The organism is Spirosoma migulaei, from assembly GCF_054776855.1.
The window spans coordinates 169,576-181,464 of record NZ_BAAHBG010000002.1 but is presented as its reverse complement, the minus strand read 5'-3'; the positions used below and the strand labels follow the sequence as shown (position 1 = coordinate 181,464).

Here is an 11,889-nt window from a genome sequence, read left to right as displayed (position 1 = left end):
CCTGTCAATACCCTCAATGGAAGCACTCCTGGAAGAAGTTCAACGTGTTGGCTATGTAAATAAGCCGGTCGCTGAAGACATAGATTTAGTGGCCGAAATTAACAGGCTGAAAAAAGAAAAAAATGCGGTTATCCTGGCTCACTACTATGTAGATGGAGCCATTCAGGACATTGCCGATTACATTGGCGACAGTTTGGGGTTGTCGCAGCAGGCAGCCGCTACCCCCGCCGATATGATTGTGTTCTGCGGGGTACATTTCATGGGCGAAACGGCCAAAGTGCTTTCGCCCGAGAAAAAAGTTGTTATTCCCGACCTGAATGCGGGTTGCTCACTCGCAGACTCAGCCCCGGCCGATAAATTCGCGGAATTTAAAGCGCAGTATCCCGATCATATCGTCCTGTCGTATATTAATTGCTCGGCTGAAATCAAGGCGCTGTCTGATATTATCGTTACCTCGTCGAACGCGCTGAAGATCGTTGAAAGCCTGCCGAAGGATCAGAAAATTATCTTCGCCCCCGACGCCAACCTTGGCCGCTTCGTTTCGAAGAAAACCGGTCGCGACATGGTACTCTGGGATGGCGCTTGTATTGTTCATATTGATATTTCGCTGGAAAAGTTGCATAAGCTGCGGATCGAGTACCCCGAAGCCAAGTTCATTGCCCACCCTGAATGTCAGGAGCATATTTTAAGTGAAGCCGATTATGTGGGTTCTACAACCGCGTTGCTCAAATATGTAGTCGATAGTCCCGAGCAGACGTTTATCGTTGGTACCGAAGCGGGTATTCTGCACAAGATGAAGCAGGCCGTTCCCCACAAGAAGATCATTCCGGCACCCGCCAGCCAGAATAATACCTGCGCCTGCTCGGAGTGTCCGTACATGAAAATGAATACGATGGAGAAGGTATATAACGCCATGCTCTACGAACAACCGGAGATTATTGTACCGGAAGATGTGCGCTTGAAGGCCTATGAATCTGTGGCGCGGATGCTGGAATTGAGTAAGTAATTGTAGAGATGATACAAGATTCTGAAGGTACTAAATCGGTCATTTACTTAAATAGATTGTCGTTAAAAAACGTCAAGTGTTTTAAGTCTGAATATGACATACTCTTTACTGTAGAAAAAAATGAGCCTTCGCAATGGACAGTAATTCTTGGCAATAATAATACTGGCAAGACAACATTATTACGCTTATTAGCAGCGGCAAACAATCTTGTTGTCGAACCCAAAGATTTGAAAGAAGATCTGCGAATACGCCGACTAAAAAATTATCGTAAAGAGCAAGACAAAGCAGCAGCTTTTTCGTTGGTTACGGCTGTTACTAAGTTTGATATGAGCCATCTTAGCCACGAGTTCCCTGCAACACTAATTACTACAAGCAGTAATAACACTATTTTAGAGCGTTACTTTGCTCCCACACCTTCGCGTGACCGAGTTAAGGATAAGGCTCAAGAAAATTGGCAATTTATTGATGGTTATGGTATATCTAGAAGGGCATCAGACTCTACATTAACAGATTATTCTAATTTTGAAGAAACTACAAGAGGGCTATTTTTTGATAATGAGCTTTTGACTAATGCAGAAGAATGGCTTTTACAACTAGATTATGCAAGCAAAAGTCATATTGAAGGTGCAACAGAAAGATTAGAGCAATTAAAGTATCTGCTTTTAAGTAAGATTTTTCCAGATATTCAGGATATTAAATTTGAGACGAAGGATAACTTCAAGCCTTTAGCTTTGTTTTTGACAGCCTACGGGTGGGTAAAACTGAATCAATTGAGTTATGGCTATCAAACAACTATTGCATGGGTAGTTGATCTCGCCAAGCGCATGTTTGACCGTTACCCAGACCTTGACAACCCCCTCCACGGCCCAGCCATCGTTTTAGTAGATGAAATTGATCTTCATCTACACCCTGAATGGCAGCGAAAAATTATTAAATACCTCAGTGACTTGTTTCCTAATACGCAGTTTATCGTTACAGCCCATAGCCCCTTGATTGTACAATCAGCCGAGAACGTTAATTTGATTATGCTTGAGAAAGATGACGAAACTGGTAGTATCAACATTCGCCAGCAATTTGGGTCGTTTCAAGGCTGGACGGTTGAAGAGATTTTGCGGGAGCTAATGGATATGGGCGAGAAAACCCGCTCGGATAGCTTCTTAAAACTACTTGGGGAGTTTGAAAAAGGGTTAAATGAGGAAAACTATGATAAGGCTAAAACAGCTTATGATCAGTTAGACAAAATTCTACACCCGGCCAGTAGTCAGCGTAAATTGTTGAGTATCCAATTGTCTTCGTTAGTTCCTGCATGATTAAACTTCAACCCGTTGCTGCTCCGTCGGAACTGACGGATGATGTGGTGCAGGCTCTTACTGATGAATACAAGCGGACAGATAAAGCTGTTTGGCAAAAAGAATTCATTGGGAAAGCGCTGCTGCAATCCTCTCACAATAAGTGCTGCTTTTCGGAGAGTAAACTTAATGAAGAGGGTAAATATGATGAAGTAGAACATTTTCATCCTAAAAGTTTGTACCCTGATGAAGTACTCTCCTGGAGCAATCTGCTACCTATTAACAAGGCCTGTAATGTTGCTAAAGGAGACCATGATACTAAAGTCGAGCCTATCATAAATCCATATAGCGACGACCCCAAACAGCATCTATATCTGAAAGCATATCGATTGTATGGGAAAACAGAGTTAGGACAACGAACCATTGATGTTATTGATTTAAATAACTGGGAATCCTGGGTTGTGCCACGATTCGATATAGGTAAAGGCGTTTTTGAGTTGTTGGAAGCTATTTTTGATTTAGCCAAAGCATATGATACGGGCTTGAAAACATCTGTTATTTCACGTAATCGTATCACATCGCGTTTACGTGGCCTAATGATTGAAGGCACCGAAAAATATGCTTACAGTGCCACAGTAGCTACGATATTATTAAATGAGGAACTGTATTACGAAGTAAAAACTATTCTGCTTCGGCACAGCCTGTGGAATGACTCTTTCTCGACCTTAGAAGACCAAATGCGTTATTGCGCATTAGACACCAAGCCATAGGCACATAAATAGTAGCTCATGGAAAAACTATTAATAAAACCGACCACCCAAGCAGATTTAGAGTTAATTACCAAACTGCTAAAACGAATGCGTATTCGCTTTTCGGTATGTGAGTCTGCAATCAGTCCAAAATCGCGAAAGAGGGCAGCCTCTCAATTGCCCATTAATGAAATTTGATTAACCCTACACCAATGCCCCATCAATTCGATTTTCTGGTTATCGGCTCCGGCATTGCGGGCCTTAGTTACGCCACCAAGCTGGCGATGCATTTTGAGAAACTACAACAGAATGTAAAAATTGGTGTAATCACCAAAGTGCAGGCCGAAGAAACCAACACCAAATACGCTCAGGGCGGTATTGCAGCGGTCTGGTCGGAAGGTGATTCGTTCGAGAAACATATCGATGATACAATGGTAGCAGGCGACTTCCTGAGCGATCGTCATATTGTCGAAATCGTTGTGCGTGAGGCCCCCGGTCGTATTCAGGAGTTGATCGATTACGGCACCCGTTTCGATAAGGAACATGGTGGTACCGATTATGACCTTGCCAAAGAAGGTGGCCACTCCGATTTCCGGATTCTGCACTTTAAAGACATAACTGGGGCCGAAATTGAACGGGCGTTACTCGAAAAGGCGAACTCGCTGAAATCTATTGAGATTTTTACGCATTTCTACGCTGTTGAACTCATCACACGCCACCAACTCGGCGAAACTGTTCACCGATACGACGCTGATAATAAGTGCTTTGGAGCTTATGTACTGAACACCCGAACAGGCGAGGTTGAGCAGTTTTTAGCCAAAACGACACTGCTGGCAACGGGTGGAATTGGGAACATCTACCAAAATACAACCAACCCGAACATTGCTACCGGCGACGGCATTGCCATGGCATACCGAGCTAAGGGTATAGGGAAAGATATGGAGTTTATCCAGTTCCACCCAACGGCGCTGTATGAACCCGGCAAAAAGCCCAACTTCCTGATTTCAGAAGCAGTACGCGGATTTGGGGGTGTACTTCGTACGCGCAAAGGTGAGACGTTCATGGAAAACTACGACCCTCGCCTATCGCTGGCCCCGCGTGACATCGTGGCCCGCGCCATCGACTCCGAAATGAAAAAAGCCGGTGATCCCCACGTTTATCTGGACGTAACTCACTGCGACTACGAACGCTTTGTCGAACACTTTCCAAACATAACCGCTTACTGTCGCGATCATTTAGGACTGGATTTACGAAAAGATTATATTCCAGTTGTGCCTGCCCAACACTACCTCTGCGGAGGTGTTCGGGTAAACGAGTGGGGCCAAACGAATATTCAGTTCCTGTACGCCGTTGGCGAATGTTCCTGTACGGGTTTGCACGGAGCTAATCGGCTAGCGTCTAATTCGCTCCTCGAAGCCGTTGTGTTTGGCCATCGTGCCTACGAAAAAACGGTTGAGTTACTCGATCAGGCCGTAATGCCCGAGAACATTCCAGCCTGGAACGATGCGGGCACCACTCACCCCGAAGAGTTGGTTCTGGTAACCGAAATGAAGAAAGAACTGGAGTCGATCATGTCGAACTACGTCGGTATTGTACGTACGAACCGGCGTTTGAAACGGGCAATGGACCGGCTTGAATTGATTTATTTAGAACACGAAGAACTCTATCGCCAGTCGAAAGTATCGGTTCCCATTTGCGAACTCCGCAACATGATTGAAGTTGCTTATCTGGTGATTAAGATGGCTATGGCCCGGCGCGAGAACAGCGGCCTGCATTTTAATCTGGATAATGTAAAGTAGGCCTATGTAATCCAGTCAAACTTGCTGAACGGATTTTATAAACACGCGGAAGGTTGCGCGAGAATAAGTAGCTTTACCCGCAAGAATCCGAGATAGTATCCCTGCCCGAATAACACCGTAAAGCTGTTATTCGGGCATTATTCGGAAGAATAAGCCTTACTGCCATGAATCAGCAAGACATTATCGACTTCATCAATCAAAGCGACAGTCCCAAAATTAAATATGCCTTTACCGATATTGATGGAGTCCTGCGCGGAAAGATCATTCACCGACAGAAATTCCTGGATGGATTAACCGATGGCTTCGGTTTTTGTGACGTTGTTTGGGGGTGGGATTCTTCCGATACACCTTACGATAATGGCAAAACAACGGGCTGGCAGTCGGGCTATCCTGACGCGCCCGTCAGGCTTGATGTTTCCACCTTTCGTCAGCTTCCCTGGGAAGATAACATTCCCTTTTTTCTGGCTGATTTTAGTCCTGCCTCAAATGCCGAACCAAGTAATTACGCTTTAGCCGCTTGCCCACGCAGCCTGCTCAAACGCATTGCCAGCCAGTGTCAGGAACTGGGCTTTCATGCCGAGTTTGCCCAGGAGTTCGAGTGGTTTAATTTTCGCGAAACCCCCCAAAGTCTGCTAGAAAAAGACTTTCGTAAGCTGGAGCCACTAACGCCCGGCATGTTCGGGTATTCTATCCTACGCCCTTCCCTCGAAAGTGCCTTTTACCACGATCTATTCGATTTGCTGGCTCAGTTCGATATACCGCTCGAAGGTCTGCATACCGAAACCGGGCCGGGGGTGTATGAAGCAGCAATCATGCATGATGAGGTTGTCCGAGCGGCCGATAAGGCAGCTTTGTTTAAAACAGCCGTGAAGGAAATTGCCTATCGACACGGGGTTGTGGCTACATTCATGGCCAAATGGAATGCTGAACTGCCCGGTTGTAGCGGTCATATTCACCAAAGTCTCTGGAATCCAGAACAGACGCAGAATCTGTTTTACGATCCAGCTAAGCCTAATAACATGAGCGAGCTGATGCGTCAGTTCATAGCTGGCCAGCTCTACTGTTTACCGCACATTACGCCGATGTTCGCGCCGACGATTAACAGCTATAAACGCCTGGTTGAAGGTGCCTGGGCGCCTACTACCCTAACCTGGTCGGTAGATAATCGCACAACTGCCCTTCGTGTGTTGAATCATAAAGAAGCCTATACACGAGTGGAACACCGCGTATCAGGGTCGGATACAAATCCTTATCTGGCGATAGCTGCATCGTTGGCTTCGGGTCTATACGGTATTCGGCATAAACTAACGCTCGATATTCCGGCTTCGGTTGGGAACGGGTACGCCGATAAGCGCAACGGAATTTTACCGACAAATCTGGATGAAGCCACACGGGCAATGGCCAATTCGCCAGTAGCCGCCGAACTGTTTGGCCCTGAATTTGTTGACCATTTCACGCGTACCCGCGATTGGGAATGGCGACAATACATTCGTCAGGTTAGCGACTGGGAACTGAAACGATATTTTGAAATTATTTAAAGAGTTTTCAGTTTACGGTCTATTGTTTACAGCTACGCGAAGCGCGGGGCCGCTCTTGTGGTCAATACGTCCGCTAACCATAAACAATGAACCGTAAACTGAAAACCGTAGCATATGCGTCTTGTTGATTATCCTACCATCATAAAAAAAGCCTGGGCGGAGTTTGATGGGTCTGTACAAATTCAGACTATTGAAGACATTAGTGCACGGGTTTCCACTAATCACGTCTTCAAAGTTACGTTTGAAGATGGCGAGCATATTATTGCCAAACTGTCTTACTTCGGCAAGTATGAGCACTTTCTGGAAGACCATCGTATTATTCATGCTTTGGCTAATAACCTGCTTTATCCGTTTGAGAATGTACTGGCAAAGTCGCTGGTGCGGGATGGACAGGTTTATACCTACCGACAGAAAGACAGCTTTGTCGATGCGTGGGTGGTATTTTATAACCCCATTCGAATTCAGTTAAAACTCCCCCGCCGGTTAGAAGAACATCATATTCAGATGCTGGGGCGGCAAATAGCAAAGTTTCATAAGGCATGCTCGCGTGTGAGTACGGTGCTTCCTAAATCGTCAAAAACACTACGTTCAGATGTCTGGGATCTGCTTGATTTATTAGAGACCGAAGTTGGCCAGTTTGAGCATCGGTTGCATATCGATGAATTAAAACGCCAGTGTGAATTATTCCTGACAAATCGCCAGAAACTCGTAGCAGGCACCGTCGAAACCATGCCCGTCTTCGTCGATTGGAACATCGGCAACTTTTCGGTCACACAGAATCTGGAACTCTACTCACGTTGGGATTACGACTGGTTCCGAATCAGTTATCGGGTTCTGGATTTCTACTTTTTCAGTCGGGTGGTTTCTAATGCGGGTGATCGAACGGTATTTAGCTACGTCATCGGCCCATTGATGGAAGACCGCTTTCTGCTGTTTTTAAAAGAATACCATAAGGTATTCCCGCTTACCGAAAACGAGATTCGGTTCTTGCCCGAAGCCTATCGCTTTTTTATACTCAACTACGTCATTAAATACGGTCGTTATTTCTTCCACCGCACTTACGCGATCAAGTTGCAACGCGAGGCCTACGAGATTTACTTCCCGTCTATTGAACAGTTCGACGCAGACAAAATCCTGCGGGCGCTAGGAATATAGGTTTCCCAGAAATGACTTTAGCCTACGCAAGGCGTCAAAGTACCATCCTAAGCATTGGGCATAATACTGCTTAATGATGACTAATTTGTACGACTTGCCATTATTACTCAGGGAGATCCAGAAAGGCAGCGAATCAGCCTTCAGGGAATTCTATGACCAAACCAAAAGTCGCGTATTTACGCTAGCCCTGGGCTACGTCCGTAATCGGGAAGATGCGGAAGAAATCACGCAGGACGTATTTGTAGAGGTGTTTCGGTCGGCAGGCACATTCAAAGGCGACGCTAGCGTAACAACCTGGCTCTACCGCATTGCCGTCAATAAATCGCTGGATTTTTTGAAACACCAGAAACGGCAAAAGCGGTTTGCTTTCTTGACCAGCCTGTTCGACACGTCTACCGGCGCACTACTCCACCAACCCACCGATTTTTTCCATCCTGGTATTGCGATCGAAAACCAGGAACAGGCTGCTATGCTCTTCCGAGCGGTTGGCAAACTCCCCGATAAGCAAAAGACAGCCTATCTACTAACAAAGGTCGAGGGATTGAACAATATTGAAACAGCTGGCGTAATGGCTGTAAGTGTTGGGGCCGTTGAATCACTTTTGCAACGGGCTACCGAAAATTTAAAAAAACAATTAGCTGGTTTATATAAAACTCTACAGAATCCGTAGGAATCCTCAACACCTGTCGTCTCAATCAGTATGGAACCTAAAGAAGATAAATGGATATACGATGTACTTGGCAGTTTAAATAATGTTCAACGAGCAGAACCAAGTCCGTTTCTATTCGCAAAAATTCGGAATCGACTTCATACAGAACCACCTAAGGCTTATGTATCGATGCGCGTAGTGTGGGGTATGGCCATTTCGTTTGTTCTGCTGCTGGCCCTTAATTGGCAAGTGATCAGCCGATTTGTCCGTCCTGAGGCAACTAATGCAACCGATTTAGGTACGGTTGTTTCAGCTATGCAGCTTTATCCAGCCAATAACCAACTCTACGGCCTATGGAGCGGACAAAACTACTAACGATTGCCGTTATCGGCCTTTTTCTGCTCAATCTTATAACGATCGGTTTTCTGTTACTCAAACCTAATCGGCCACCTCATCCTGGTGGCCCTGGCGGTGCAGAAGAACCCGCTACGGTAATTATCGAGCGCCTTCGCTTCGACGCAGGTCAGCAAAAGGTATATCGTGGATTGATAACGAACCATCAGGAACAGACCCGAGCACTCAGTGAGGAAATGGCCCACTTGTATCGCGATTATTATGGCTTATTGGCAATGAGTCCGCCAGATTCAGCACGGGCGAATACATTAAGTCAGCAGATTGCGAATAATCAGCGAGCACAGGCGCAGCTCAATTTTACTCATTTCAAGCAAATCAAAGCCCTTTGCCGGCCTGACCAACAGGGTGATTTCACCGAATTGGTCAAGGATTTGGCCCTTTTATTTGGTCGCCAGCAACGCCCCCCAAGGCGGAGTCCAGATGGACCACCCGAAGGCCGCCCTGAGGAATCACCAGAGAATTTACCACCCCACCCCTAGCTTTCAGGAAATCTTATTGGCTTCGAACCTGCCTACCCTTTCTAAAACCGGTTCAAACTGGCAAGATTTGGCGTCTCTATGATGGCCATTATTTCTGACTATTAGCAAACGAATTGCTTATATGCAGAGAAAACTAATTGGAAATTCGGCTCGAATCGTATTTTTACCAATAATCTATAGGTTAGAAACAAACCTACTACTCCGTTTATTCCTTTTATGCAACTTGCCGATTTCAAAACCGTAGCAGAAAACTATAAAGTCATTTTCTTCGATGCATTTGGTGTCCTGAAAAACTCAGAAGGTCTTTTGCCGGGTATTGAAAAAACGTTCGACTGGCTTCGGGAAACGGGTAGAGATTATTACGTCCTGACCAACGATGCCTCCCGTGGTCCGCATGAACTAGCCGAGTCTTATTATCGACAGGGATTCTATGCCATTAACCCAGAGCGTATTATTTCGTCAGGAATGTTGGCTCGGGAATATTTGGATTTGAAAGTACACAATGGCACAGTAGCCTACTTAGGAACTGAAAAATCCGCTCATTACCTTGAAACGACTGGCCTTAAAACGCTTCCCATCAGTCAGGTAGACCTGAAAGATGTAGCCGACATAAACGCCTTAGTCCTGCTGGACGATGAGGGTTTTGACTGGAATACAGATTTAACCAAGACGGTGAATTTGCTTAGAAAACGCAATATTCCAGTTATTGTCGCCAATACCGATAACACCTATCCCGTTTCAAAAACCCGCATTGCTATTGCCATAGGTGCTATTGCCAAAATGATTGAAAACATAGTAGGTAAGCAATTCATTCGTTTCGGGAAGCCCGATGCCCAGTTGTTTATGTTTGCCTATGAGCGGCTCGAAAATGCAGCACATATCAGTAAACGGGATATTTTGATGGTAGGTGATACCTTACGAACTGATATTCTGGGCGGTAACAAATTTGGCTTAGATACTGCCCTTGTATTAACGGGTAACACTCAACCTCAAGATGCCGAAGTGTTAATTCGAAGCACGGGTATTATTCCGACTTATGTCTGTAAGTCGGTTGTGATTCGCTAGATAGACTAGTTTTTTATAGAATGCTCCTATCAGAGCAAAGCTACCTTTTCAATTGATTTCTATCCATAATCAGCTGATTTACAAAAGTATAAATCTATATACGTAGCGATAGCGAACGATTTATAACCCAAAAAATTGTTTGATAATACAAAGGTAAATACGTTTCTTTGCGCAGTTTTTTAACTAGAACAGGCTACTAAAATGTCGGACATTGCACAAAAAGTTAAGAATATCATTGTTGAGAAACTGGGTGTTGAAGAGTCAGAAGTGACGCCAGAAGCAAGCTTTACCAACGATCTGGGTGCTGATTCGCTCGATACAGTTGAGCTAATCATGGAATTTGAAAAAGAATTCAATTTGCCAATTCCTGACGACGAGGCTGAAAAAATCTCTACCGTTGGTTTGGCCATCGAATACCTGGAAAAACACATCGGGAAGTAAACCTCTTTACGGAAACCTGATTCGGAAGTAAGGCTACCGGCCCAACATCGAATTGTTCATTCCGATCAGCAAATCCATTAAGTATCTGGAAGCCAACACCAACAATTTCAGGCTTGGCGTTGTTTTTCTTTTTTCATTACGCAGTATAGCTGTATGACATTCAAACGAGTAGTAGTGACCGGCCTCGGTGCGTTGACACCCATTGGCAATGATGTACCCACTTATTGGAACAACTTAGCCGCCGGTGTAAGCGGGGCCGGTCCCATTACGAAGTTTGACGCCAGCAAGTTTCGTACGCAGTTCGCTTGTGAAGTAAAAGGCCTGGATGTCACACAGTTTATTCCCCGGCAGGAAGCTCGTAAAATGGACGCGTTTACCCATTATGCGCTTATTGCTACCGAAGAAGCCGTTCGGGATGCCAATTTGAACCTCGACACGCTCGACAAAAATAAAGTTGGTGTTATTTGGGGTTCGGGTATTGGCGGTCTCAAATCGTTCGAGGACGAAATGATTGGCTACGCCCAAGGCGACGGTACTCCTCGCATCAATCCGTTCTTTATTGTTCGCATGATCGCCGACAGTGCTTCGGGGCAGATTTCGATGCGCTACGGGTTTCGGGGTACCAACTACGTAACTGTTTCGGCCTGTGCCTCAACCAACAACGCAATCATTGATGCCCTGAACTACATTCGTTTGGGTCGGTTGAAAATGTGCGTTGTGGGTGGTTCCGAAGCGGCTGTGACTAAAGCGGGTATTGGCGGTTTCAATGCCAACCGAGCCTTGTCAGAACGCAACGATTCTCCCGAAACGGCTTCTCGGCCTTATGACAAGGATCGGGATGGGTTTGTGCTAGGTGAAGGGGCAGGAGCAATTATTCTGGAAGAATATGAGCATGCTCTGGAGCGCGGAGCCAAAATTTATGCCGAATTAATTGGCGGTGGTATGTCTTCTGATGCGTATCACATCACAGCGCCACACCCCGATGGCTTAGGTGCCTTTCTGGCCATGGAAGACGCGCTCAACGATGCAGGTATTGCGCCTACCGATATTGATTACATTAATACCCACGGCACCTCAACACCAATTGGTGACCCACAGGAACTGAAAGCGATCCATCAATTATTTGGAGATCATTCATTCAAGCTAAATATCAGCTCAACCAAGTCTATGACTGGTCATTTGCTGGGAGCAGCGGGTGCCGTTGAAGCGATTGCCTGTTTAAAAGCGATGGAACATCAACTGGTTCCTATTTTTCGGCATTAATCGTCCACTCTCTCAACGCTCTTAGTACAACCTGATGCTCCT

General features: G+C 45.6%; 12 protein-coding genes. All 12 read left to right on the top strand.

The annotated features are described in order from the left end of the window. Positions 1-16 precede the first annotated feature (16 nt). The gene (nadA, locus tag ACYVGO_RS01870) at positions 17-1,006 is read left to right on the top strand and encodes a quinolinate synthase NadA (RefSeq protein ID WP_142770154.1); all 990 of its coding nucleotides are present in this window, start codon (positions 17-19) and stop codon (positions 1,004-1,006) included. Between the two features lie 8 nt (positions 1,007-1,014). Then, the gene (locus tag ACYVGO_RS01865; RefSeq protein WP_460967147.1) at positions 1,015-2,316 is read left to right on the top strand and encodes an AAA family ATPase; all 1,302 of its coding nucleotides are present in this window, start codon (positions 1,015-1,017) and stop codon (positions 2,314-2,316) included. Continuing rightward, positions 2,313-3,065: an HNH endonuclease family protein gene (locus ACYVGO_RS01860; RefSeq protein WP_460967145.1), complete on the top strand. Its 753-nt coding sequence runs from the start codon at positions 2,313-2,315 to the stop codon at positions 3,063-3,065. The genes ACYVGO_RS01865 and ACYVGO_RS01860 overlap by 4 nt, the downstream gene beginning before the upstream one ends. Positions 3,066-3,256: 191 nt before the next feature. Continuing rightward, the gene (gene nadB, locus ACYVGO_RS01855; RefSeq protein WP_142770152.1) at positions 3,257-4,843 is read left to right on the top strand and encodes an L-aspartate oxidase; all 1,587 of its coding nucleotides are present in this window, start codon (positions 3,257-3,259) and stop codon (positions 4,841-4,843) included. A gap of 164 nt (positions 4,844-5,007) precedes the next feature. Further along, entirely contained in the window at positions 5,008-6,381 is a 1,374-nt protein-coding gene (locus ACYVGO_RS01850) for a glutamine synthetase family protein (protein WP_460967143.1), read from the top strand. A gap of 114 nt (positions 6,382-6,495) precedes the next feature. After that, complete coding sequence (locus tag ACYVGO_RS01845; RefSeq protein WP_142770150.1) at positions 6,496-7,536, top strand: aminoglycoside phosphotransferase/kinase family protein; 1,041 nt, start codon at positions 6,496-6,498, stop codon at positions 7,534-7,536. 73 nt (positions 7,537-7,609) lie between these two features. Next, positions 7,610-8,206 (top strand): RNA polymerase sigma factor, encoded by a 597-nt coding sequence (locus tag ACYVGO_RS01840; protein WP_460967141.1) that lies wholly within the window; start codon positions 7,610-7,612, stop codon positions 8,204-8,206. A 30-nt stretch (positions 8,207-8,236) separates the two neighbouring features. Beyond that, positions 8,237-8,560: a hypothetical protein gene (locus ACYVGO_RS01835; protein ID WP_460967139.1), complete on the top strand. Its 324-nt coding sequence runs from the start codon at positions 8,237-8,239 to the stop codon at positions 8,558-8,560. Beyond that, positions 8,539-9,078, top strand: coding sequence for a periplasmic heavy metal sensor (locus tag ACYVGO_RS01830; RefSeq protein ID WP_460967137.1), 540 nt, complete (start codon positions 8,539-8,541; stop codon positions 9,076-9,078). Before ACYVGO_RS01835 ends, ACYVGO_RS01830 begins: the two co-directional genes overlap by 22 nt. A 216-nt stretch (positions 9,079-9,294) precedes the next feature. Beyond that, positions 9,295-10,143: a TIGR01459 family HAD-type hydrolase gene (locus ACYVGO_RS01825; RefSeq protein WP_142770147.1), complete on the top strand. Its 849-nt coding sequence runs from the start codon at positions 9,295-9,297 to the stop codon at positions 10,141-10,143. 201 nt (positions 10,144-10,344) lie between these two features. Then, a complete protein-coding gene (locus ACYVGO_RS01820; RefSeq protein ID WP_018617787.1) occupies positions 10,345-10,584 on the top strand; it encodes an acyl carrier protein in 240 nt (79 codons plus the stop codon). Positions 10,585-10,737: 153 nt separating this feature from the next. Beyond that, complete coding sequence (fabF, locus tag ACYVGO_RS01815; RefSeq protein WP_460967134.1) at positions 10,738-11,847, top strand: beta-ketoacyl-ACP synthase II; 1,110 nt, start codon at positions 10,738-10,740, stop codon at positions 11,845-11,847. Positions 11,848-11,889: the final 42 nt, after the last annotated feature.

Bases quoted from the DNA above. Each gene is read 5' to 3' on its own strand.
- ACYVGO_RS01835 (WP_460967139.1), top strand. From the start codon at position 8,237: ATGGAACCTAAAGAAGATAAATGGATATACGATGTACTTGGCAGTTTA.
- ACYVGO_RS01830 (WP_460967137.1), top strand. From the start codon at position 8,539: ATGGAGCGGACAAAACTACTAACGATTGCCGTTATCGGCCTTTTTCTG.
- ACYVGO_RS01850 (WP_460967143.1), top strand. From the start codon at position 5,008: ATGAATCAGCAAGACATTATCGACTTCATCAATCAAAGCGACAGTCCC.
- ACYVGO_RS01865 (WP_460967147.1), top strand. From the start codon at position 1,015: ATGATACAAGATTCTGAAGGTACTAAATCGGTCATTTACTTAAATAGA.
- ACYVGO_RS01860 (WP_460967145.1), top strand. From the start codon at position 2,313: ATGATTAAACTTCAACCCGTTGCTGCTCCGTCGGAACTGACGGATGAT.
- fabF (WP_460967134.1), top strand. From the start codon at position 10,738: ATGACATTCAAACGAGTAGTAGTGACCGGCCTCGGTGCGTTGACACCC.
- ACYVGO_RS01825 (WP_142770147.1), top strand. From the start codon at position 9,295: ATGCAACTTGCCGATTTCAAAACCGTAGCAGAAAACTATAAAGTCATT.
- nadB (WP_142770152.1), top strand. From the start codon at position 3,257: ATGCCCCATCAATTCGATTTTCTGGTTATCGGCTCCGGCATTGCGGGC.
- ACYVGO_RS01840 (WP_460967141.1), top strand. From the start codon at position 7,610: ATGATGACTAATTTGTACGACTTGCCATTATTACTCAGGGAGATCCAG.
- ACYVGO_RS01820 (WP_018617787.1), top strand. From the start codon at position 10,345: ATGTCGGACATTGCACAAAAAGTTAAGAATATCATTGTTGAGAAACTG.
- ACYVGO_RS01845 (WP_142770150.1), top strand. From the start codon at position 6,496: ATGCGTCTTGTTGATTATCCTACCATCATAAAAAAAGCCTGGGCGGAG.
- nadA (WP_142770154.1), top strand. From the start codon at position 17: ATGGAAGCACTCCTGGAAGAAGTTCAACGTGTTGGCTATGTAAATAAG.